This is a genomic window from Synechocystis salina LEGE 00031 (assembly GCF_015207985.1).
Classification (GTDB): Bacteria; Cyanobacteriota; Cyanobacteriia; order Cyanobacteriales; family Microcystaceae; genus Synechocystis; species Synechocystis salina.
In genome coordinates this window covers 1-24541 of the sequence record NZ_JADEVV010000017.1, presented here as the reverse complement: position 1 = coordinate 24541, position 24541 = coordinate 1, and the positions used below count along the sequence as shown (strand labels likewise).

The window sequence follows — 24541 nt, the reverse complement described above, 5'->3', positions numbered from 1 at the left end:
AAATTCTCGGCTCCCTAGGTGTTGCACCAAATGGTGACTATTAGGACTGACCACAGAAGGATTCAAGGAAAACGGCTGGTGTTCGTTGCTAGTCAAGGCACCAAAACATGGATCTCGCTCGCCAAGGCCCTGGGGTCGAAGGAAACCGCTATCTAAGACCCAGACCTAAAAATGTAAATTAGGATTCAAACTTGCAAGAGCTTGCCTAAAAAATAAGCGGGTAGGAATGGGTCTAATCCTTGGCAACGCGGGGAGTTGAGCCGATGGCATCTACAGCCCGCCTATCACCAGCACAAATCTATCCTAGGAAAATTCCCAGATCTGTCTTGGTCAATTTTTGACAAACTAGTTGATTTTTGACATCAATTTTATTTTTTTGCGTGGGTTTTACCTAGGAAACGCTAACGACTGCGATATTCCTTCGGGGTAATGCCCAAGAGGTTACGAAAATGGTAGTTAAGCTGACTGTGGGAGCTGAAGCCACATCTCAACGCGACTTCGCTAATGGGCAATTCCCTTTCCAGTAATATTATTTTGGCTCGCTCAACCCGTTGTTGAATAATGAATTGGTAGGGTGAACACCCCATTTCCTTTTGGAAAAAGCGACAAAAGTAGGCTGTGCTCATGCCGATCGCCCCGGCCAGAAACTCAACGGTAATGCCTTGGTCGAGGTGTTCTTGGATATAGTCCAAGGTCGGTTGCAGGCGATAATGCCCCGTTGATCCGGAGAGATTGTCTTCCTCTGGTTTTTCTTGCTGTTGATGGTTAGCCATGGCGATCGCCAGTGTAGAGATCAGTTGTTGTCGCCTAAAGGGCTTGATCACATAGCCCTGGGGATTGGTTTTCTGGGCCCGCTCCAGGGTTTCGCCATCGGAAAAAGCTGTGAGATAAACAATGGGAATGGAATAGAGAGATTTAATCCGCTCAGCCACCTCTACTCCGTCAATCTCCCCTTTAATGCGAATATCTAGCAAAATTAAATCTGGGTAAAATTCAGCAATTTTTTTCAGCGCCGTTGCTCCATCACTGGCGATCGCACAAACTTCATAACCATCGCTCTTTAACAACTGAGCAATGTGCTGGGCCACCAGTCGTTCATCCTCCACAATTAACACCTTACTTCTCATAATACCAACCAAATAATTTTGATTTCTGGTAGCTTTTTTGGTGATTAAGCAAGCCAACTAAATTGAAAATTGCAGGGCAAATTTAGCGCCGTCGGCATATTGATAATGCAATTCTCCCTGCAGTTGCTCGGTAAGACTGTAAATAAGTTGCATACCCAAGCTATCAGTATTTTCCAAGTCAATCTCCTTGGATACCCCCACTCCGTTGTCTTGTACTTGGAGGCTATAATGATTTTCCACTGAGGTAAACTGAATTGAAATTTCCCCAACTGCGGTGGGAAAAGCATGTTTTAAAGCATTAGACACTAATTCTTGAATAATCAACCCCAAAGGAATAGATTGTTCCAGGGGCACTTTAACTTGCTCAACCAAAAGTTTTATACTAATATCTCCCTGGTGAAAACCATAGCTTTGGCAAATGTTATGGGTTAAATTTTTGAGATATTCATTGAAATCAATATTGGCCAAGTCTTCACTGCGATATAGTTGCTCATGGATAAGGGCCATGGACTGAATACGATTTTGATATTCTTCACTTAACTTCTGCACCATTGGAGATGCTTTACTAAATTGCAGATAAAGCAAACTAGACATGATTTGTAAATTATTCTTAACCCGATGATGAATTTCTTTGAGTAGAACTTTTTTCTGTTGCAACTCATTGGTTAACTGAACAAAAAGATGATTTTTTGAAGCTAGTTCCTGTTGGGCCTGCTCATATAAAATGGCCTGCTGAATTGCGATTTCAAACTGATTAGTTATCTGCTTAAGCAAGTCGATTTCCGTTGGTTCCCAAAGTCGAGTCTGATCACATTGATGGATGCAGAGTAAGCCCCATAAAACTGCGTCATTGACCAATGGTAAAACCAAGTTAGCCCTCACTTGTAAACCGGCCAAGAAATCAATATGGCATGGACGTAAAGTAGATTGATAAATATCCTCAATGGCTTGGATTCTACCCTGTTGATATTTGTGGGCGTAATTGCTACTAAAGCAAGTTTCTTCAATAGTTTGATTGAGGAGAGATTGAAAAGAGGGTAATACTGATTCTGCCACAATGTCGCCAATGGCAAAATTTGTAGCTGATGCAAACTGAAAAATTACCACTCGATCCGCCCCTAAAAATTGACGAATTTCCTGCACCACCGTTTCAAAAATAGTTGGTAGATCTAAAGATTGGCGAATGCGTTGGGTAATCTGCCTTAGTAGTAACTCCCGGCGCCCCTGTTCATAGAGCTTTTGCTCTTGTTTTTTACTATCACTAATATCTTGGGCTGTACCCAAAACCTTGGTAACTTGGCCATAGTCATCTCGAGCAAAAACCACTTCCCTGGAACGTAACCATCGCCAAGACCCATTTTTGTGCCGCATACGATATTCGGTGGTTAAAATCTGACCTTCCTGGGCAGTTTGCCAAAAGTTTTGATTTTCATAGAGGGTGGATAAATCATCGCCATGGATAATATCTAATAACAACTCGGTGCCACCATTTTTAAATTCCTCTGGGGTGTAGCCTAGGATTTCTAAAGACTGATAATTAACATAAATATTTTTCCAGGCAATGGGATCTAAAATGTATAGAATTTGGGGAGAATAATTGGCTAATTTTTCAATGAAATGTTGACTTTCCCGTAGGGCATTTTCCACCTCCAATCTAGCGGTAATATCCCGCGCGATTTTAGACGCTCCCACCACATTTCTGTGCTCATCTCGAATGGGAGAAATGGTCAGGGCAACATCAATTTTACTGCCATCCTTACGCTGTCTTTGAGTTTCGTAGGTATTAATCCTCTGACCCTGGCGAATACATTCGGAAATAAGATCCTCTTCTATGATTAAACCTTCAGGAATCAGCTTGGTGATATGGGTGCCAATCATTTCTTCAGCCGTATAGCCAAATAATCTTTCGGCGGACTCGTTCCAGCTAGTGATTATCCCATCTAGAGTTTTGCTAATAATGGCATCCTGGGAAGATTCCACAATGGCGGCTAATTGCGCTAGTTGGTCTTTGTTTTTTTCTAGGGCTTCTTTTGCTTGGGTTTTATCCTGAATTTCCCGTTCTAACTGTTGATTGATTTTTGCTAATTGAGTAGTCCGGTCCTCTACCCTTTTTTCAAGATGATTGTTTAATTCTTGTAGCGCTATTTCGGCTGTTTGTCTTTCTTTAATTTCTTGATTAAGGGCAAGATTAAGGCTGGCCAATTCTGTGGGAGATTTTAAGTTCAGAGCATTGGGTACAATTTTAATTAATTCAGAGACGGTGATGACGGAAGCGATCGCCATGGAAGCTTTAATTGCACCGGATACCCAATAGATGGGATACCAGAGGGTAACAATGTCAAAAAAATGACTGGTACCACAACATAGAATAAAGGCCCCAAATAGAAAAATAATGTTGGGAAAGGGAATATCCTGTCGCTTACGCAGGAAGTACAGCAGAATGACGGGGATGGAATAGTAGGCGATCGCCGTGAAGAAATCGGCGGTGACATGGAGCCAGACCAGGGGAGTTTGCCAAAGGTAGCAATGGCCATGGGGCATATAGCCATTGGCTTGCAAAAAGTCTCCCAGGGTAAATGCGGTGATTGCCATGGACATACCTTTGGTTAAAGTGTTTGAACAGGCTAGGCTAATCGAATACTAAACAATGGTGACTATTTACACCATTCAATATCTACCTAATTTATTTCAGCTTTTCTTGCCTAGGGTAGATTTGACTATTTTCCAAAATTTCTTCCGCATCATGGGCGATCGCCCGTAGTTGATCTAGTAATTCGCTGTCAACATTGTTCCAAAGTTGTCGTTGGTGGGCTTCCAATAACCTTTCCGCCATATCCCTTAACGCCCAAGGATTATGCTGTTGGATAAATTGCTGGACCTTGTCATCGAGTAGATATGCCTGGGCCACCCCCGCATACATAAAATCCTCTACACAATGGGTAGTGGCATCGTAGGCAAAGAGATAATCTAACGTAGCCGCCATTTCAAACGCTCCCTTATAGCCATGGCGCATCACCCCAGTGATCCATTTGGGATTGACTACTCGGGAACGGTAAACCTTGGTAATTTCTTGGCTTAATAACTTAATTTTGGGCTGGGCAGGGTTGGCATTATCCCCAAAATAAACGGTGGGATTTTGCCCCGTCAATGACCGCACTGCCGCCGTTAATCCCCCTTGAAATTGATAATAATCATCGGAGTCTAGTAAGTCGTGTTCTCGATTGTCTTGGTTATGCAAAACAATTTGGAGATTTTTTAGCCGCTGCTCAAATACTTCCGGTTGATTGTGGCCAACGCCCTGGCGATCGTAGGCATAGCAACTCCAATTGAGATAGGCCCTGGCTAAATCACTATCGTCTTGCCAATTTTGCGCCTCAATTAATCCTTGTAAACCCGCTCCGTAGGCCCCTGGCTTAGAGCCAAAAATACGATAGGTTGCTTTAGTGACAGCTTCCTCCATCGGTAAACCCAATTGTTGCCATTGCTTTGTTTCTTGCTTAACTTTTGCTGCTAAAGGATTCATCGCTTCCGGTTCATCCAGTTGACTCACAGCGGCGATCGCCTGGTGGAGAAACTCCACTAAGTTGGGGAAACTATCCCGAAAAAATCCAGAAATTCTGACAGTCACATCCACCCGGGGGCGTTTTAGTACGGTAAGGGGCAAAATTTCAAAATCAATAATGCGACGGGAAGGGCCGTCCCACACTGGCTGTACTCCTAACAGGGCAAGAACCTGGGCAATGTCATCCCCGCCTGTGCGCATGGTGGAAGTGCCCCAAATGGAAATGGCTAGGGTTTGGGGATATTCTCCCTGGTCTTGGGTGTACTTTTCAATTAAGGTTTCGGCGGCCCGACGGCCAATGTCCCAGGCCGTTTCCGTGGGAATGGCTCGAATGTCCACTGAATAAAAATTCCGTCCCGTCGGTAATACATCAGGTCGACCCCGACTAGGTGCTCCCGCTGGACCACTGGCAATATATCCACCATTTAAACCCCGGATTAAATTGGTGATTTCTTGGGGAGTTTGTAGTAGTAGTGGCAGAAGAATTTTTTCAATGTAATCAAGACTAGGTTTAGTTTTACCATCGGGCTTTTGGAAAGATAAATTAACTGTTTGATCCGTAGTTATTCCTTCAAGTAAACTTCCCACTAATTCCTTCGCAATTTCTTCTAAAATTTCAATCACCTGTCCCGCTATGCGACAGGATTGAAGCGGTTCAATAAATTTAACCAATCCCCATTGTTGCAAATTCATCACCATAATGGAAGACAATTGCCATGGCTCTTTGGGGTCATCTAAAACTGGATCAAATTCTAGTTCTAAATCAAGGGCGATCGCCTGGGTTAAACCAAGTCTTTGATAGGACGGCGATCGGGCAATGCTAATTACTAAATCCCGCAACTGTTCCCCCTGGGGAGTTTGACCAAGAATATGTAGACCATCCCGGATTTGGGCTTCCTTTAGTTCACATAGGTAACTATCCGCTGAAGTTAATAGGGGATTTAAATCCTTTAGCTCTGGTGGTTGTAATCCTAAATCTTTCTGGAGGTGACTTTCCTCAAATAGTTTCCTGAGGCGATCGCCAATGGTCTTAACGCGAGTTGGATCCAAAGCCTGGGCTTCATAATATTCATCAATTAAAGCCTCTAATTTCTCCAAATCACCATATAATTCTGCCCTAGTTAAAGGAGGAGTTAAATGGTCAATAATACAGGCCTGGCTCCGGCGTTTAGCTTGGGTTCCTTCCCCTGGATCGTTGACAATAAAGGGATAAAAATTAGGCAAGGTTCCTAGGGCAATTTCTGGGTAGCAATGGTCAGATAAAACAACACTTTTGCCCGGTAACCATTCCAAATTACCGTGTTTACCCAAATGAATTACCGCCTGGGCAGAAAATTCCTGACGTAACCAAAGATAAAAAGCCAGGTAATGGAGAGTAGGTTCTAAATCCGGAGCATGGTAGTTCAAACTAGGATCAAAGTCATAGCCCCGGGCTGGTTGAATACCGACAAAAACATTACCCAATTGGATGCCACTAATGACAAATTGATCCGGTAAATTATCCCAACTTTCCCTGGTCTGCCACCGCTCTGTCATGGCCTGTTGTACAGGCTGGGGTAGGCTATAAAAAAAATCCCATACTTTTTCTGTGGCAATAGTTTGATGAACAGCTCGATATGAGGCTAATTCCTGGTCATTAGTTACCCCTTGGGTTAATTGTTTAATTAAAGTCTTAGTATCCTGGGGAATTGGGTCAAGAGTATAACCAGCATTTTTTAAAGCTTCTAAAATCTGCAAACAACTAGCAGGAGTATCTAGCCCTACCCCATTAGCTAAACGACCATCTTTATTGGGATAATTCGCTAAAATTAGGGCGACTTTCCGTTGGGGAATTTTAGTTTGAGCACAATTAATAATATTTTTAGTTAGTTCTGCTACCCACTCAACCCGATCTGGCACAGGCTCATAAATTACCACTTCCGTTTCCAGTTGGGGATGACGAGTTGCCATTGCTTTAAAGGAAATGGCCCTGGTGATAATTCTGCCGTCCACTTCTGGTAAAGCCACATTCATGGCTAGATCCCTCGGATTTAAACCCCTTAGGCTCTCCTGCCATTGTTGGCGATCGCCACCGCTAAGAATTACCTGGAGCACCGGGACATTCAGTTTTTGCCAGAGAGGAATAGTTTCGAGATTACCGACCTGTCTTTGTAACTTAGCCAGGGAAAAACTAGTGGTATTTAAAATAGCTCCTAAAGGTTGATCCAAATTCTCGAAAATAGCTAAAACTTCTGCTTGGACGTCCGGCTCCCGTAGGGAAGAAACATAGATAGCAAGGGGATTTAAATTATATTTTTCTAAAGCTTGGCAAATAGCATCAATGGGAGTAGTGTTACCTGATAAGTAGTGGGAACGGTAAAAAATAATCGCAACAGTTGTAGTGGGCATTTAAATAACTCGATCATTGCCGCCATCTAAAGGTAACTGAGCACCAGTGATTTTACTAAATAAGGGACTAGCCATGGCTGTGACTAATGCCGCCACATCTTCACTGGTAATTTCCACTTTTAACAAATTATTAGCTTTGTATTCTTCCACTGTTAAACCGTAATGTTGTGCCCTGGCTTCTAGCACTTCCTCTGTCCAAAAACCTGTATCAAATACCCCATTAGGATGAATAGTATTCAAACGAATATTGTCCTTAGCCCATTCCAAACTGGCCACCCGCATTAACTGATTTAATGCCGCTTTTGACGCTGAATAAGCCGCTAAACCTGGCCCCGGTGCAGCCACATTTTTAGAACCAATTACCACCACCCGGCCTCCCCTGGGAGCTAACTTTAACAGGGGATAACATTCCCGCAACAGAGTTAAATTGGCATCTAAATTAATGTTTAAAACCTTTTGCCATTCCAGCGTAGATAATTCGGCGATCGCCCGGGCCACGGGAAAAATACCCGCATTCAGCACCAGCATATCCAGACCACCAAATTGGGCTATGCCCTGCTCCAGAGCTTGTTTAAAAGCATTGGTATCCGTGAGGTCGCATTCAATGCCAATAAAGTCGGGACGATGATAAAGATCTTTGATACTGGGTTGAATATCTAACGCAATCACCGCCGCCCCTTGTTTCAGTAATTGGGCAACGGAAGCTTTACCAATGCCGGAGGCTCCCCCCGTCACTAGGGCCACTTCCCCGGCAAACATGGGGGGATTGCCAGCTTGTTTTAATTTGGCCTGCTCCAAATCCCAGTATTCCACCGCAAAAATGTCCGACTCTGGCAAAGCTTGGTAACCACCTAATCCTGTGGCCCGCTGAATAATTGCCATGGTGTGCTGATAAATATCCCCGGCGATCGCCGCACTTTTAGCGGAAGTTCCTAGGGTGAGTAGTCCCAGTTCTGGATCAAGGATGATGCGAGGGGCTGGGTCGAGCATGGTTTTAGTTTCCCCACCTTTGCCGTCGTTGCGCTGAAAATACTGTCGATATTGCTGGGCATAATCCCCTACGTCCCGACCTAACTGGGGTAGGCGTTTGGTGCGAATAACGTGATCTGGGGTAGCGGGGCCTTGCTGGCTAATGGTAACTAAATCAGGTCTTTGTACAAAGCTTAAACTAGCTTCGTCTTGATATTGCCGCATTACCAGGGGAAATCCAGCTATTTTGCTGGCGTCACAGCGTAATTGGGCCAGAACCTGTCGTTTTTCCTGGGCAGATTTTTGGGGTTGACCATAGTCAATCTGCCAGACTCCTTGATTTTTGAGATATTCTTCCGCTTCATTCACTAAACTGATCATGCCTTCATAGGCTTCCCTAGCGGTGGCCCCAAAGGAAAAAATGCCATGGTTCATTAACACCATGCCCACTGTTCCCCCATGGGCTTCGGCGGCAAATCTTTGGGCGCACACCCGAGCTAAATCAAACCCCGGCATCACATAGGGAATAATTACCAGGCGATCGCCGTAGATTTCCCGAATTCTTTCTTCTCCATTGGCCGTATTGGTAATGGTCACCACCGCATCGGCGTGGGTATGGTCCACATATTTGAACGGTAAAATGGCGTGGAGAATGGTTTCCACCGAAGGGCTGGGGGCACTGGCCAGGGTCATTTGGGTCTTTAATTCATTGACCATCTGGCGATCGGATAATGCCGTCAACTTAGATAGTTTGAGCAAATGGGGCATTCTCACCGGGGCAAACCCGGCTTCCTCAATGGTGGCCAAATCCCAACCACTACCCTTGACATAGAGAATGTCTTCCTTTTCCCCCACCAAATTAGTTACTTGACATTTCACCGAGGTATTGCCGCCGCCATGGAGCACCAGGGACGACTCCCGACCCAGCAAACGGGATGTATAAACCCGTTGGGGTAAATCCCCCTGATATTGGTTTGCTTCTTGGTCATCCCATAAACTCTTCATAACGCCTCCGGTCAATTGCTGAGGTTGCCACCAAGGGTATTATCCCTGCTTTCGGCCTGGGACGATTGTGACTGTTTTCTCAGCAAGACACAGGTGTTCCATATCCAGACAAAGCAATCCCCCCATGGACGTAGAGAGTTAGGGAGGATTTCTAGGAAAGTTATAGGGGAGAGCCGGATCAGTGAATGTCAATCTCAAAAGACCTGGACCGACTCAGTTTGGTAAGAACGGTCAGCAATAAAGAATTAGGCCAATAAACCCAGGGTTTTGCCGTTGGATTTAGCCAAACGGATTAAATTTTGGCGCTGTTTGGCATCGATGCCCACCCGGTTACAAAAGTTGGTGATGGTCTGGCAATGGAGGGCGATCGCCTTGCCACGGATCTGATTGAACTTAGCTTTGCCCAACTGTTGACGAACCAAAATAACGATGGGGGCGAACATGGCAGTGACTCCTAAATTCCTACAAACAATCAAGAAAAATAATTATTCCTGGGGCATTGGCTTGCTCCCGGAGGAGACTTCCTTTGCCTTATGTAAATAAATGTAACAGCTTTGTAAATTTTTGTAAACTAAAGTTGACAAGAAGTTTTTTTGTCGTTGAGTGTCGCCATGAAAAAAGGAGCCGACTTGGGGCTCCCTTGACGTTTGATGGTGTTTGGCTTGGTTAATTGCCGGATTCGTTGGAGTCTTCCGGCGGTTTGAGGGCATCCTCGCTCCCCTCTGGCAAATCAATAAATACCCGTTCCCTGGGTCCTAGTCCTCTGAGAATTTGAGTTTTGTCGTCCAACACGAGGCCAATGGTGACAGGCTTAAACTGGGGCTTATCCTCTGCATCGGGCACCATGACCCCGGTTCTACCCCCCACAGTCACAATGGCCACGGTGGGCACAGTTAAAGCATCGGTCAACCTATCCCCCTTGAAGACCACGTCCACGTTCATCTTGGAGCGCAATTGTCCCTGGCCAGTGGTTAAACCAATGGTGACCTCAAAGGAAGTGACGTTATTTTCCACAATGGCTTCGGGGGCAACCCGGATTACCCGGCCCGTAAAAACTTCGTTGGGAAAGGCGTCGGCCACAATGTCCACCATTTGCCCCGGACGGAGAGCGGAAATGTCAACTTCAGGTACCCTGGCCACCACTTCTAAACCCTGGGCTAAAGCCACAATGGAAGTGGAGGTAGCGGAAGCTGTACTGGAAGCGGAGGTGGTGGGAGTAACAAAGGAACCCACTGTGGCAAATTTTTGGGTGATGATGCCGTCAAAGGGGGCCAGGATGAAGGTATCTTCATAGGCAATTTTGCTCCGCAGTAGTTGGGCTTCTGCTTGGGAAGCGGCGGCTTGGAGAGTGGCTAATTCCGTTTCGGCGGTGGCCTGTCGTTGTTGCAGTTGGGACATTTGGTCCACTAGCCCCTGTTCTGCTTCGGCGATCGCCCCTTGGAGTTGGATAATTTCTTGCTCAATCTGCCCCACTTCCGGGGAGGCGGTGGTTTTGGCATTATTGAGGCGACTTTGGGCTTCAAATAGACTGGCCTGGGCATTTAAAAACTCGTTGGAAAGTTCATCATACTGATCCTGGGTAATGGCCCCTTCCTGGAGGAGGCTTTGATTACGGTTGCGACGATTTTCCGCCAGCTTGAGGCGAGATTCCGCTGAAGCCACCTGGGCCCGCAGTTGGTCAATGTTGCTGGGAATACGGGATTGGGCTTGTTCCAAACGAGCCTGGGCACTGGCCAATTGGGAGCGGGCCTGGGCAATGCGGGTACGACCTTGATTCACTTGGGCCCGCAGTTGGTCAATTTCAGCCGGAATTCTGATGCGAGCTTGTTCATACCTGGCGATCGCCTCCTGTAAACGGGCTTCTGATTGCTTACCGTCGGCAAAAAACTCTTGATTTTCCATCACCGCAATGCGATCGCCTTTTTTAACGACATCCCCCTGTTCCACAAAAAGTCGCAGTAAACGGCCGGGGGCTTTGGGGCTAATGTTGACGGTTTGTTGGGGTTGAACGGTGCCACTGGCCTTAATTTCCACCTCCAGGGGAGACTCCGTCGCCATGACCGTATATTTATCCAATTCTGACTGGCGGGAAGGGCCATAGGCCGAACGGTAGGCAAAAATTCCCACCACCAAGATCCCTAACCCCAACAAACCGAGCAGAATAGGTAGGGGTTTTTTCATTGATTGGACAAGGGGCATGGCCATGGGCACTAAAAAATTGGTCTGTTGATCTTTAAGGTAATTCAGTAATCCCCCCTAACCGTTTGGTCAGGACAGATTAAGATTCGACTTCCGTTTCCAAATCCGGCTCCAATTGATCTTCCCCCGCTCGCTTGACCCGCTGGAAATAACGGCCGCTTTTGGGCGGTAGGGGCAAACTCTTTTCCTGGTGAAAATCCTGCTGTACTTTGTAGGTTAAACGGGGGGAAACTTGACGGATAATTTCCGTTAAGAGGCGATCGCCAGTGGATTGGATTAACTTCATAGGCAGCTTGTAGATATAGCCAGGGAACTGCACCGCCACATCCATTTTCAAGTCCCATTCCACCTGGGTAATGGTTTCCGGCCAGGGAATTTCCGCTTGGGCAAATTGTTTTAAACTTTTCTCCGTCAGGCGATCGCCATTGACCTGATGCAGAGTCATATTGGACAGAAAGTCTACCTCGTAACCCAGATCGGGGCCGTCAGGTAAAGGAACCGTATGCATCAGATAATTGCCATCCTGGGGAGGTTCCAGCATCACAGCAATTTTGGGCTCCACATCAAAACCCAAAGCGCCAAATTTACCAATGGTTAATACATAGCCATGATCCCCCAAAGGATCTGCTTGCATAGGTTGAGCACAGCGACGGAACCAACCTTGGTGGGCTTGTAGATAATCTTCTACCTCTTGCCCGGAGGCAAACATTTCCATTCTGCCTTGGAAATGGGTTTGGAAACGGACTGGGGGAAAGCCATTGTCCTGGGGGTCAACGGGTAGGGGTTGGGAATTATGGGTCAAGGCAATGTGAATTCAATAAAAACTATTGTGAACCAGGATTTCAGGTGAGATTGTCCCAGAACCTAGCTATTTGATTCTAGACACTAGACAGATTAATCAAAATCCCCCAAAGTTTGAGGGATTAAGAAAAATCATTTAGATCAAAAATATAGTCTTGTCTGCTTTGCAAAGGGTTCAACTGAGCGATCAGGCACCCAAATCGACCTGTACTTCTCCGTTTTCCACCCGCACAGGGAACACCGGCAGGGGCTTTTCCGCAGACATTTTGCCCATCAAGCTCCCCACCACGGGAGGAAAGGGGCTCCATTCCTTCACAGCGCCGGAACAAAGGTCGAAGGCACTGCGGTGGAAAGGACAAACAATGGCTCCGTCCTTAATTTTGCCGCTTTTCATCGGTAATTTGAGATGGGGGCACTGGTTACTAACTGCGTGGATAGTGCCCGCTTCATTCAGCAACAGAATGGCCTGTTGGTTTACCTTAACCACTTGACGACTACCGGGGGGAAGCTCACTTTGGGCGAGGGCTTTGGTCCAAACCATAATTTTAGTTAAATCTAAAAAATCAAAGTTAAAAGGGATTGGGAACCGGTTTAAACCTGCAAACTCCTCAGGTTGGCCAGAGCTTCCTTGGGGAGGGTGAGGGGCAACTTAAATTTTTGCCGACGGGCCTTGATCCAACATCCTAAAAGTTTAGGAGAAAAGCCCCCGTTTGTCCTAGCAATAGTCATTTAGTTGGGCGGGGTAATCGGCAAAGCACCAATGGTAACCTTCAAGTTCTCTTTTTGGCCGTTGCGGAGAATGCCTAGTTCCACTTCGTCTCCCACCGCTAGTTTGCCCACTAGAGATTGTACCTGTTCAGCATTTTCTACCGGTTGTCCTTGGAGCGATTGGAGCACGTCTCCCTGTTGCAGTTTGGCGATCGCCGCCGGAGAGTTGGGCATAACCTGCATAATCACAACGCCCTTATCCACAGGAATGTCCATATTCGTTTCTTGGCGAATTTGACTTTGCAGTTCCGGGGTCATGGTCACCATTTGAATGCCGAGGTAGGCGTGTTCCACTTTGCCAGTGGCAATTAACTGTTCAGCAATTTCCTGGGCTTTATTAATGGGGATGGCAAAACCAATGCCCTGGGCGTTTTGAATAATGGCGGTGTTCATCCCAATCACTTGGCCATCGGCATTGAGGAGGGGGCCGCCAGAGTTACCAGGGTTGATGGCCGCATCGGTTTGGATAAATTCCACCCGTTTGTCGGGCACACCAATGTCTGCACTGCGCCGGCCCGTAGCACTCAAAATCCCCGTGGTGACAGTATTATCTAAGCCCAACGGGTTCCCAATGGCGATCGCCCATTCCCCCACCTGCAGGCGATCGGAATCCCCCAGGGCCACGGTAGGCAGATCACCAGCGTCAATTTTGACCACCGCCACATCCGTAGAAGGGTCAGAGCCCATCACCCGACCGGGGAAGGAACGACCATCTTTGAGGGTTACTGTCACTTCATCGGCCCCATCCACCACATGGGCATTGGTGAAAATCTTGCCATCATTGCTAACGATGAAACCGGAGCCCGTTCCCCGTTGCACCCGCTCATTGGGCATGGGGGGCATCTGGGAGCCAAAAAATCTTTGGAAGAAGGGATCGTTAAACGCCTGGGGTACCTGGGATTTAACCGTTTTTTGGGCATTGATGCGCACCACAGCAGGGCCGGTGGATTCCACCACATCCACCACAAAATTACTAGGCTCCCTAGGGGTTAAACGACTTTGTAAGTTAGTTGCTAAGTTCTCCTTAGCGGGAGCGCTGGATTGGTTAGTAACCAAAGGGGAAATAACGGAGTGATCTGCTAAGTGTTCTGCCCATTGGGGATTAGTTAGAACGAAGGTCCCCCCAGCACCAATGCCCATACCCACCAGGACTAGCCCCAGGTAGGCCAAGGAAATTTTAGAAGGGGTCTGTTTGGCAGAATGGAGGGAAACGTCTTTCATGGCTTGGTGGCACTTATTTGCTGGATTATTGCTTAAAACAAATCTAGAGAAAAAAAGTCAGCCCGGTGAGGAGCAATTGGGAAAACGGCTTGGGCTGACATTTATTAATGTAGGGGAGGGGTATGGCAGGGCTGTGACGACCATATGAAATTTTTGTGTCAGTTTTTCAGGACAAGGTCATTGTTTTAGAGGGCTTTTTTGTATTTATTCTGATTTTGGGAAAAAGTCGGGGTCTAGGATCTGAGCTTGGGTGTAGGGGGATTCTTTGGGGAAGTTGTCGGGGGTTAGTTTGGTTTCCTGGGCTGCATCCTTTCGGGCATCTTGGTAACAATCGTCTAAAACCTGTTGCAAAAAGGGCTTCAGGCTAGGGCTGTCTTGCAGAATTAGCTTGAGTTGTAAGCGTTGCTCTTTGATGGTGTAGATCCAGCTATTGCTCTGTTTTTCGGGTTGGTATTGCCATTTCAGTAGGTGAGCCATGAGGACGATTAACCGGCTTCGTACTTCCCTTTTGTTATTCCGTCCCATGGATTCTATTTCTTCAATGAGGTTGTCCAGGTCTAACCCCTTGATGTCACCGCTTTTGAGTTGGTTGACGGTCTGCTCTATCCACAGGTTGAAGTCGGTTTCATACAGTGTTTTCATACTTTTTGCACTTCCTTTTCTTCCACTACGACATCGGGGAATTCCATCATACTGTCCTCCTGGATTTGTCCATTTTTTTCAGTCAGGGTCAATTATGTCTCCTAAGAGCTTTAACGGGACGGCAGGTTACCGCCGGAAAGTTTGAGATTAATCACCGAAAAAATGAAGATGACCAAAAACAGGACTAGCCCGATCGCCGAAGCGTAATTCATTTCCAAGTCCTGAAAAGCCCGTTCGTAAACGTAGTAAACCACCGTTTTGGAAGCGTTGAGGGGGCCCCCCTGGGTCATGATATACACTTCTTCAAAAACTTTGAGGGCGGAAATGGAAGATAGCACTCCCACCAATAAACAATAGGGCCGCATGAGGGGAATGGTGATGTCCCAATGTTGCCGCCAACCGTCAGCCCCGTCGATCGCCCCTGCTTCATAGAGTTCCTGGGGAATGGCCTGCAGTCCTGCCAAATAGATAACCATGTAATATCCCAAACCTTTCCACACCGTCACCACCATCACACTCCAGAGGGCTAAATGGGGACTGGTGAGCCAGGGGATGCCATCACTAAATCCTAGTAGGGCAAGAATTTGATTGAGGATGCCGTTGGAAGCGTAGAGAGCTTTCCACGCAATGCCTGCCACCACAATGGAAATAATCACCGGGGTGTAATAGGCCATGCGGAACCAAGTAATGCCCCGCAGTTTTTGGTTAACCAAAATGGCTAGCCCCAGGGGCAACATGATTAATAGCGGCACTACCCCCACTAGGTAAAGAAGAGTGTGGCGAAAGGTCAGCCAAAAAACTTTATCCCGCCAAAGCCGTTCAAAGTTAGCTAACCCTACCCAGGTAGGGGCTTTGGTCAAGTCCAGTTCGTATTGGGTAAAACTGAGGGAAAAAGCCTGTAATGCTGGATAGAAAACCGTTGCAGCCAGCATAATCAAAGCGGGCAACAAAAACAAATAGGGAGTCACCCCCCTAGGCCAACGGCGATCGGACCCAGAGACTGTCATAGGAAAATGCCATAAAACTAGACCAGGTTAACATACCCATTGCTATCTCTTGACCCATTCTGTACAGGGGAAATTGCAGTGGTAATGGTGGCGGAGTAGTGATGCTTTTCGGCAGGAGAAAATTTTCCTTGGTTAAGGTCGGCCCAACCTTAAAAAGCTTACGGTTCTTCCGGTTCCCCTTCGAATTGTTGACGCTCTTCCTGCACCAGGGGATCTTCTTCCAAGCTGGGAAAGGTGGCCAACTGGGGTTTACCCCGGAATAAATTGCGCAGTTGGACAATGCCCTGTTCTTGCCACCAGCCCACAATACCGTTGGGGAGCACCGTCACCACAATCAGGAACAAAGCCCCTTGGAAAAAGAGCCAAACTTCGGGAAATTGTTCACTCAAACTACTCTGGGCGAGGCGTACCAAAAGGGTTCCCAACACTGCCCCCACTAAGGTAGCCCGGCCTCCCACCGCGACCCAAATGACCATTTCAATGGAAAAGGCCACGTCCATAATGCTGGGGGTAATAATACCCGTTTGCACCGTGTATAACCCCCCCGATAAACCGGCGATCGCCCCGGAGATGCCAAACACCAACACCTTAAAACCGGTGGGGTCGTAGCCCGTAAACCTGACCCTAGTTTCATCGTCCCGGATGGCTACTAAAATGCGCCCAAAGCGTCCGCTGGTAAGCCAACGACAAAGAATATAAACCAACAACAAAGCCACCACGGTCAGCTCATAAAATACCAGTTGGGCTCCGTCAGAACTGGCCAGGTAACCAAAAATTCTTTCCGTATCGGTTTTTAAACCATTGGTTCCGTTAATTAATTTCTGTTGCCCGTTGAAAAAGTTGTAGAACACCAACAGGGCCGCCTGGGTCAGAATTGAAAAATATACCCCCTTAATCCGGTTACGAAAAATCAGATAACCCAACAGCGCGGCGATCGCCCCCGGCACCAATACCATGGCCAGCAGCGTGATCGGTAGGGAATGGAAAGGTTGCCAAATCAACGGCAGTTTGTCCACCCCGTAGAGACCAAAAAATTCCGGTAATTGACCATCCGGCAACTGGAGATTGAGGTACATAGCAAAGGCGTAGCCCCCCAAGGCAAAAAAGATGCCATGACCCAGGCTCAGCAAGCCTGTGTAGCCCCAAATTAAGTCGATGCCCAGGGCAATAATGGCCAAGGAAAGGAAACGCCCCATTAACCTGAGCCGTAGGAAGGGAAAATTCTTCAGCAACCATTGACCCACCACCCAATCCGACAGGGATAAAACGGCAATAATCAAGGGAATACAGGCAAAAACCAGCACCGCTCCAAATAGGGCATAGTCACTCCAACCTAGCTTCTTTAGGAGTTTGCCTAGGGGAGAACCAGGGTTTTGGGGAGGATTTTGCATAGGAAAAATGACCAGGGATAAACAAACAAGTTAGCTAAATGAGTTACCCCCTTGGGCCAGAGCAACAGAACTGACCTGCCAGAGGGGAATGGATGGGTCACTGCTATAGCTCTGCGGTACGCCCCTTGGGGGGGAAAATGCCCGCTGGCTTAATTTGCAAAAAGAGAATAATCAAAGCAAATACCAACACCCGGGCCATACTGGTGGTGGCGAAAAAGGTGAAAAATTCGTACAGGGGTTGCAAGGCTCCCTCTGCGGGAAATAGGCGAATTAGGGTGCCACTACCGATGAGGTCACTGGATACCCCGATCGCCAGGGAAGCAATGATGGTTCCCAATAGGTTACCGACGCCCCCCACCACCACCACCATGAAGGTGTTGATAATGTAGTTTTGGCCAATGTTAGGCCCCACTGCCCCGAGAAAACTAATGGCACAGCCTGCAATGCCCGCTAGCCCAGAGCCTAGGGCAAAGGTCAAAGCATCCACCTGCCCAGTGGGAATGCCCAAACAGGCACTCATACCACGGTTTTGGGTAACGGCTCGAATCCTCAGTCCCCAGTTGGAGCGGTAGAAAATCAAATATACCGCCAGCAAACAGAGCAGAGTCAGGAAAATGATAAAAATCCGGGTGGAGGGTACTTGGAAAGTGCCAATGGCAAATCCTCCCCGCAACCAAGTGGGGGCACTGACGTTAACGTTCCTGGCCCCAAACCAAGCCCGATTCCATAGGGGCGAATTGCCCTGGGCCACAGCGAAGCCACTAATGCTGGCGATCGCCACTGAGAGGAAGAAAAGAATTACCTGGGCTTTCCCTAACCAAGGTTTGCCACCGGCCTGGCGTTTGATTAACCAGGTGCCGCCAAAATAAAGCAGTAAAAATATGCCCACCACCAGCACCATAATCCAGTTCACACTGCGGACAAACTGCTGCAAAATCAGGCTTACTCCCCAGGTTGCTAGCAACGTTTCCAGTGGTCGGCCATACAAGTAGCGGATGACCTGTCTTTCCAAAACTAGACCGGCGATCGCCGCCACCAGGAAAGCAACGGGCAAAGCCGCAAAAATGTAGAGGTCAAACCAAGGTTCACCAAAGCCCTGGAAGAGGTTTTGCACCACAAAGGTGCTGTAGGCACCCAACATCATCAATTCCCCATGGGCCAGATTAATCACCCCCATGAGGCCAAAGACGATCGCCAATCCCAGGGCGGCAATCAGTAATACTGAACTTGTGCTTAAACCGTTAAAAATACCTTCTAGGAGTACTGACACAATGTTTTCTAGAATTGGAGGAAAGGGGGGCAAATCCAGCTTAAACCCTTCGTTTCCGATGGTTTGGACGGAAATGCCTTGGGGGAAAACCGAGTTAGCCTTTATAGTTAACCCTGCCCTGTCCGATAAATTTGTTACCCGTGATACCAAGAGTGGGTTGAGCCAGCATCGGTTCACAGTAATTTAAGGGGAAGAAGTTTTCGGGTTAACAAGCCAATTCCGGCGGAAAAAACGGGCCAGGGATGATTCTTCCAGGGCCAAATAGATGGGGCGACCGTGGGGACAGGTGTGGGGATTTTCACATTTTTGCCATTGCTCAATCAATGTTTTCCAAGCACTGCGATCCAATTCCGTACCATTTTTAATTGCACTACGACAGGCGATCGCCGCTTGGGTGTTGGAGAGGGAAGACAGTCGACTGAGTTCCTGGAGAATTGCCACAATTTCCAGGTGCCCATGCAATAGAGCCGGTAAACTCCGCACAGCCCAGATGTCCTCCCCGAAAGGATCTATTTCTAGCCCTAAACTTTGTAATTTTTCCACCTGTTCCAAGCTAAATCCTTGCAATATCAGCGGTTGCTCGAGGGAAACACATTGCCAATGTCGTTGCAACTCCTCGAACAAAACCCGTTCATGGGCCACGTGCTGTTCCACCAACCACATACCCCGGTCATGTTCCACCACAATGTAGGTCTGGCAAATTTGGGAGATCGCCTTGAGGGTAGTGGGCTGGCCCAACACACTTTCCGTGAGGGACGTTGGGGACTGCAACTGGTAAACTCCACCAGGTTCTGCGGCCTTGAGCAATTGGTTCAAGCGGGGAGTGGCACTGCCTTCTACTAGGGCTAACTCCTTTTGCAACAAGGCTTGCAGTTGTCCCTGCCAGTGGGGCATATCCTGCAAATAAATTTCCGTTTTCGCAGGGTGACGGTGCCAATCGATGCACTGGGGGGGCAGTTGCCAATGGGCAAAGCACAGGGGATAGCGTTGCCGGGGCAAGGTGCGGTGAAAGGCAGCCGTAATTGTCTGGGTTAGCTCCGGCACATTCACCGGGCGACCATTAATGGCAATGATTAACCAATCTGGACGGGGACGATGGCAGCGGTCGGGGTAGCCAAAGGTCAAACTTAAATGGGCTGATGCTAATGAATCCTCCACGGTAGTGGGTAGGGGCGAAGATTGTTCCCCATGGCCAAGCTGGCTAGCCTGGAGGGATTTCAGGCATTGCAACAAGATAGCTTCAGCATTGGGGCCAGGGCTAAGGCTTAACCGTAACCGTTCGTCCTGCCACAGTTGCCAAGTTACCTGGGGATGGCAGAGGGCTAATTGTTGCAAATAGGTCACCATCGGCCGCCAAAACTGTTGACTTTTGCTAAAGGCTTGCCGACGTTGGGGAAAATCAGCAAACAGTTGCCGCACTTCTACCCTCGTCCCCATGGCGATCGCCACCGGTTCAATCTGCTCTGGTTGACCCTGGGGGTTGTAGGTAATGCGCCAACCACAATCCGCACTGGCCACACTGCGACTGCTAATGGTCAACTGGGCCACCTGGGCCAAACTATGGAGAGCTTCCCCTCGAAAACCTAAAGTTTTAATTCGCTGTAAATCTGCTTGGCTACTAATTTTACTGGTGGCATGGGGCAACACGCTAGTTTTCAGTTCCGTCAAATCCATGCCCTGGCCATTGTCCAGCACTTCCAAGCGCCACTCTTCCCACCAAAGACGAACCAAAATTCGATCAGCGTCAGCATCCAAGGCATTTTCCACCAATTCCCGCACCACCGCCAAGGGAGAATCAATCACTTCCCCCGCCGCAATTAAATCCACCAACTGGCGATCAAGAACTTGGATCATCGGAGTAGGTTGAGGAAATTTTTGCAAAAGGCCACAAAAAAGAGGGTAGATGATTATTCTCCCCCTTTGCTCAAAAGCTTGTTGAATTTAATTGATCAAATTGATCTCAGAAGCCAATCGGTCAGCCCCCATGGCTAACGGCCAAGGAGGCGGATCAGAAAGTGTTTCAAATATCTGTCAATCGCGGCCAAAGGATTTATGCAGATCAAAACTACTTGTTGGGTTGGGGGGTCATGCGCAGGTAAGGTTTGATCTCTTCCACACCTTTGGGGAATTTGACCTTGGCCTCTTCAGTGGAAATGGAGGGCACCACCACACACTTGTCGCCATCTTGCCAGTTAGCCGGGGTGGCCACTTGGTGATAATCAGTCAACTGGAGGGAGTCAATGACCCGGAGGATTTCAGCAAAGTTACGGCCAGTGCTAGCGGGATAGGTGAGGGTCAACCGTAGTTTTTTAGCGGGATCAATGATGAAGACAGAACGCACCGTCAAATTATTGAGGGCATTGGGGTGGATCATGCCATAGAGATCGGACACCTTTTTATCGCCATCGGCCAAGATGGGATAGTTAACGCTGGTATTCTGGGTTTCATTAATGTCACAGATCCAGCCTTGATGGGATTCCACGTCGTCCACACTGAGGGCAATCACCTTAACGTTGCGCTTATCAAATTCCGGCTTCAGTTTGGCAACAGTGCCCAATTCGGTGGTACAAACCGGAGTGTAATCCGCAGGGTGAGAAAATAAGACAACCCAGCTATCGCCGGCCCACTCATGGAAAGAAATGGGGCCTTGGCTGGATTCTTGGGTAAAGTCGGGGACAACATCACCGAGTTGTAACGCCATAACAAATAGTTCCTAATACAATGCAAAATGGGGATCTTCTTCGATCATACTGCCATATCAGATACAGAATTTGGACGAATTGTTAGAAAACGCAAAATTGTCAGGAAAAGAGTGGCATTGGTGCAGAAATCACTGATCTGATCGACAATACTCGACCAGTTAGTCTGGGGTAGGGCGATCGCCTTAGGTCAAAGGCAACTGAAAATGGCCGGCCACTACTCCAGGGACAGTAATATCTTCATCTAGCTCTTCCCAGCGGAGGGCATAACCATTCACTTCAACTTTGACCTTTGCCAATTGTTCATTGGTAGCTTTTTTAAGGATACGGAAGCGATCGCCAGGAAAGCCAAAGATCCGTCCATCACTGAGTTCAATGTATATCATTCGTTTCTCCGCCCATGCTCTAACAGCAGTGGGTTCAATAACAATTTTGGAATCAACGGTGATGGAATTCATAGTAAGCGTTCCTCAAAAATAGTAAGCGTTCCTCAAAAAATGATGATTTTCATAAACTAAGTTTCTCTACTTTACGCAACTCACGCACAGGAATGTCATGGTTAGAAGATAGCAGTATTGCTGGTTCAAGCCAGAATTTACATTCACCATCAGGAGAGCGAACATGAATGTGTGCCGGTTCTAATCCCTCGTCTGAGTAAAAATGAAAACGAAATTTTCCAATCCTAATTACTGTGGGCATTTCTTGGATTTTTAGGGGTGGTAGCATTAATAAACCTTGAGGTTAAAAATTATTAAAACAGAATCTTAAAACTATGCTGACTTCCACAACGGATATTGTTCAAGGCCGGACTATTGCTCGCTACCATGGCATTGTCACAGCCGAAGTGGTATACGGCACCAATGCTCTGCGGGACTTTTTTGCCGGTATTCGAGATTTAATTGGCGGCAGAACCGGCAGCTACGAACAAATTTTTGAAAAAGGCCACCGAGAGGCGATCGCCGAATTGGGTCAACGGGCCCAAAAACTAGGGGCCAATGGAGTAATCGGAGTGTCAGTAAATACTGGAACCATTAATGTAGATGACCGGGGAGCATTGCTATTAATTACGGCGACGGGAACGGCGGTAACAGTGGATTAGTTTGCTCGGTGGTGATACCTGATACCCCATATTCAACGTCTTTGGTAGCGCATGCCCGGTTCCTGGCTGACTAAACCAAGAATTTCCAACTGTAATAATCCAGCGGAAACATCTCCAATGGCCAGGGCTGTGACAGCGACAATTTGATCTAGGGTTGTGGGCTCTTCCTCTACTGCGGCCAGGATTTTTCCTAAAGTTGGCTCCAAGTTCTCCGGTGGTTCAGTCAAAGGTTTTTTACCCCTTGTCCCAGTGCTTGAAGTAGGAACATTGGTTGGGACTGGATAGCGAGCTTGGTGATCGCCTTGAACATTTTTTTGCTCTTGTCCTTGATCCAGTAGGGGCATAGCTCCTAGGCTGGCCAACAATTGATTTTCCGAGAGAATTACCTCCGCTCCGTTATGGATGAGATTTAAACAGCCGTGGGCTTCGGGAATATCGGGGGAATTAGGTAGGCTAAACACGTCCCGGTTGAATTCGTTGGCATACTTGGCGGTGATTAATGCCCCGGATTTGGGGGGAGCTTCCATGACCAACACAGCCCTGCTCAGACCGGCAATGATGCGATTACGGGCGGGAAAATTGCCCCTTTCCGGTTTACTACCCACGGGATATTCACTCAAAATTAGTCCTTCTGCGGCGATTTGCTCAAATAATTGCCGATTCTGGGGAGGATAAACCAAATCTAACCCAGTGCCTAAAACGGCGATCGTCCTTCCGTTCACCCGTAAACAACTGTTATGGGCATCAGCATCAATGCCAGCGGCTAAGCCAGAAACGATGGTGAAACCAGATTTGACCAGAGCTTGGCTAATTTTCCTGGTCCAACGGCTCCCATGCTCCGTGGGGTAACGGGTGCCCACCATGCCTACTCCGGGAATTTGTCCTTGACTTTCTCGGTGGTCAAGACGTCCCAGATAATACAACACCGGCGGCGGACTCGGGATTTCCCACAGTAAACGGGGATAGTCTGGGTCATTGGGGGTAAGAAACTGAGGATTTTTTTGTTGATGTTCCTCTAAAAATTGAAAGGGATTGAGAGTATTTCTTTGTCCGACAATTTTCTCAATTAATTTTTGGCCAAAACCCTCCACTTCCCCCAAGGCGATCGGTCTAGCCTTCCAGGCATTTTCCAAGAGCTCAAAATGTTGAGCCAGCCGCTTGAGCAACACTGGCCCTACCCCCTTAACCTGACTCCAGGCTAACCAATAGGCCTGTTCAGAATTCGCCATGGCTAATCAAAAATTTGTGAATAAAATCTATGACCCAGTGCCCCCAGAAATAGTTTGTATTTGATTAAGAATATTGTTTTCCTTTGTGCTGTATTTAAGGGAACGGGCTAGAGATAACGCTTGTTGATAGGCGGTTAACGCTGCACTGGGCTGTTGGGCATTGATGTAGAGTTGGGCAATTTTTTCGTAGGTAATCATCATGCCGTAATAGTTATAGGATTGCTGCTGTACCTGCAAAAGTTGTTTATAAATTTCCAAGGCATAGTTGGCCTGTTCACTGAACAGGTACAAATCCCCCAGCTTATCCAAGGCGATCGCCGCTGTGCTCAATTGTTTAATGGACCAAGCCAGGGTGTAGGCCTTTTGATAGGCTTGGCTGGCATTTTCCGCCTGTTCTAGTTCTAAATAATGATCGCCAATGGCAATCTGGATGTCGGGCACCAATTCTGGCTTACCGTCCTGCAATCTTCTTTGCACCAGTTGCTCTTTGATGCGAATGGCATTGTCGGGCTGGGCAGACTGTTTGTAGATTTCCCCCAATTTTTGTAAATAAATGCCTTCGTAATAGCTGTTGCGGGCGTTGGTGGCCCTGGCTAAAAGGATTTCATACACTTCAGCGGCGGCGGGATAGTTAAATTTGGCCAGATACAATTCACCCAACATCGAGAGGGCCTGGTTTTCCCGGCGGTAATCCCCCTGTTGTTGAGCTTCCCGACGCATTTGCTGATAAACGGCGATCGCCGCATCTAGACTGTGGAGTTGCCCATAGGCTTTGGCAAAGGCCGTCAACAGTTCCGGGCTCATAGCCTTTTCCCTAGTCAGGGAAAGTTGTAAATCTTCCAACCGTTGACCGATGGCCATGACGTCCTGATTGCGCCCCTGCTCCCAGGCGATCGCCCCAATACGACCCAGGGCTTCAACCTCGGCCAAATCCCCCAACCTTTGTCGTCCCCGTAAACTGCGGTAACGGAGTTGAAAAGCCTGGTCTCCCTGCCCTGCTTGATCCAACACCAGGGCCTCAGCTTCCAATGCATCTAGGGCTTCGATTAACCGTCGCCGTTGCAAAGGGGTGAGGGTTTCCCCAGAAGGAATCAAGGGATCCGTGGGAAAAAGGCTGGGGTCAAAGGGATTTTCGCTGGGGCTGAGGGGGGGCGGTGTAATGGG

The 24541-nt window shown here is 47.8% G+C and carries 20 protein-coding genes; 1 reads left to right on the top strand and 19 read right to left on the bottom strand.

Going from position 1 to position 24541, the window contains the following annotated elements; translation table 11 throughout:
• Positions 1-401: 401 nt before the first annotated feature.
• The 17 genes from IQ217_RS07645 to IQ217_RS19480 all read right to left on the bottom strand — a co-directional run bounded on the left by IQ217_RS07645 (position 402) and on the right by IQ217_RS19480 (position 21748).
• Positions 402-1127 (bottom strand): response regulator transcription factor, encoded by a 726-nt coding sequence (locus IQ217_RS07645; RefSeq protein ID WP_194019492.1) that lies wholly within the window; start codon positions 1125-1127, stop codon positions 402-404.
• A gap of 57 nt (positions 1128-1184) precedes the next feature.
• Complete coding sequence (locus IQ217_RS07640) at positions 1185-3719, bottom strand: PAS domain S-box protein (RefSeq protein ID WP_194019491.1); 2535 nt, start codon at positions 3717-3719, stop codon at positions 1185-1187.
• A gap of 91 nt (positions 3720-3810) precedes the next feature.
• Positions 3811-7077 carry a cobaltochelatase subunit CobN gene (cobN, locus tag IQ217_RS07635; protein WP_194019490.1) on the bottom strand — a complete coding sequence of 1089 codons (3267 nt, stop codon included), beginning with the start codon at positions 7075-7077 and terminating at the stop codon, positions 3811-3813.
• The gene (locus IQ217_RS07630) at positions 7078-9051 is read right to left on the bottom strand and encodes a bifunctional aldolase/short-chain dehydrogenase (protein WP_194019489.1); all 1974 of its coding nucleotides are present in this window, start codon (positions 9049-9051) and stop codon (positions 7078-7080) included.
• Between the two features lie 245 nt (positions 9052-9296).
• Positions 9297-9494 (bottom strand): cyclic electron transport protein PGR5, encoded by a 198-nt coding sequence (gene pgr5, locus IQ217_RS07625; protein ID WP_010872019.1) that lies wholly within the window; start codon positions 9492-9494, stop codon positions 9297-9299.
• A gap of 223 nt (positions 9495-9717) precedes the next feature.
• Positions 9718-11256 carry an efflux RND transporter periplasmic adaptor subunit gene (locus tag IQ217_RS07620; protein ID WP_194019488.1) on the bottom strand — a complete coding sequence of 513 codons (1539 nt, stop codon included), beginning with the start codon at positions 11254-11256 and terminating at the stop codon, positions 9718-9720.
• A 73-nt stretch (positions 11257-11329) separates the two neighbouring features.
• Positions 11330-12052: a DUF1997 domain-containing protein gene (locus IQ217_RS07615; RefSeq protein WP_228023970.1), complete on the bottom strand. Its 723-nt coding sequence runs from the start codon at positions 12050-12052 to the stop codon at positions 11330-11332.
• Between the two features lie 186 nt (positions 12053-12238).
• The gene (locus tag IQ217_RS07610; RefSeq protein WP_194019487.1) at positions 12239-12592 is read right to left on the bottom strand and encodes a Rieske (2Fe-2S) protein; all 354 of its coding nucleotides are present in this window, start codon (positions 12590-12592) and stop codon (positions 12239-12241) included.
• A 188-nt stretch (positions 12593-12780) separates the two neighbouring features.
• Positions 12781-14040, bottom strand: a complete 1260-nt coding sequence (locus tag IQ217_RS07605) for an HhoA/HhoB/HtrA family serine endopeptidase (RefSeq protein ID WP_194019486.1) — start codon at positions 14038-14040, stop codon at positions 12781-12783.
• 204 nt (positions 14041-14244) lie between these two features.
• Positions 14245-14682: a DUF29 domain-containing protein gene (locus tag IQ217_RS07600; protein WP_194019485.1), complete on the bottom strand. Its 438-nt coding sequence runs from the start codon at positions 14680-14682 to the stop codon at positions 14245-14247.
• 110 nt (positions 14683-14792) lie between these two features.
• Positions 14793-15689: a carbohydrate ABC transporter permease gene (locus IQ217_RS07595; RefSeq protein ID WP_194019484.1), complete on the bottom strand. Its 897-nt coding sequence runs from the start codon at positions 15687-15689 to the stop codon at positions 14793-14795.
• A 158-nt stretch (positions 15690-15847) separates the two neighbouring features.
• A complete protein-coding gene (urtC, locus tag IQ217_RS07590) occupies positions 15848-17080 on the bottom strand; it encodes an urea ABC transporter permease subunit UrtC (protein WP_190596289.1) in 1233 nt (410 codons plus the stop codon).
• A 103-nt stretch (positions 17081-17183) separates the two neighbouring features.
• Complete coding sequence (locus tag IQ217_RS07585; RefSeq protein ID WP_194019483.1) at positions 17184-18350, bottom strand: ABC transporter permease subunit; 1167 nt, start codon at positions 18348-18350, stop codon at positions 17184-17186.
• Positions 18351-18533: 183 nt separating this feature from the next.
• Positions 18534-20204 carry a DNA mismatch repair endonuclease MutL gene (gene mutL / locus IQ217_RS07580; RefSeq protein WP_194019482.1) on the bottom strand — a complete coding sequence of 557 codons (1671 nt, stop codon included), beginning with the start codon at positions 20202-20204 and terminating at the stop codon, positions 18534-18536.
• Between the two features lie 211 nt (positions 20205-20415).
• A complete protein-coding gene (locus IQ217_RS07575; RefSeq protein ID WP_194019481.1) occupies positions 20416-21051 on the bottom strand; it encodes a peroxiredoxin in 636 nt (211 codons plus the stop codon).
• A 183-nt stretch (positions 21052-21234) separates the two neighbouring features.
• Positions 21235-21507, bottom strand: coding sequence for a DUF2442 domain-containing protein (locus IQ217_RS07570; protein ID WP_194019480.1), 273 nt, complete (start codon positions 21505-21507; stop codon positions 21235-21237).
• A gap of 49 nt (positions 21508-21556) precedes the next feature.
• A complete protein-coding gene (locus IQ217_RS19480; protein WP_194019517.1) occupies positions 21557-21748 on the bottom strand; it encodes a DUF4160 domain-containing protein in 192 nt (63 codons plus the stop codon).
• A 73-nt stretch (positions 21749-21821) separates the two neighbouring features.
• Here IQ217_RS19480 and IQ217_RS07560 point away from each other — a divergent pair, with 73 nt between their 5' ends.
• A complete protein-coding gene (locus tag IQ217_RS07560) occupies positions 21822-22148 on the top strand; it encodes a YbjQ family protein (protein ID WP_194019479.1) in 327 nt (108 codons plus the stop codon).
• 32 nt (positions 22149-22180) lie between these two features.
• On the opposite strand, the gene dprA is transcribed toward IQ217_RS07560, so the two are convergent.
• Both dprA and IQ217_RS07550 read right to left on the bottom strand, forming a co-directional pair.
• Positions 22181-23377: a DNA-processing protein DprA gene (dprA, locus tag IQ217_RS07555; protein ID WP_194019478.1), complete on the bottom strand. Its 1197-nt coding sequence runs from the start codon at positions 23375-23377 to the stop codon at positions 22181-22183.
• 27 nt (positions 23378-23404) lie between these two features.
• Positions 23405-24541, bottom strand: a 1137-nt coding sequence (locus IQ217_RS07550) for a tetratricopeptide repeat protein (RefSeq protein WP_194019477.1), incomplete at its 5' end; no start/stop codon positions are given.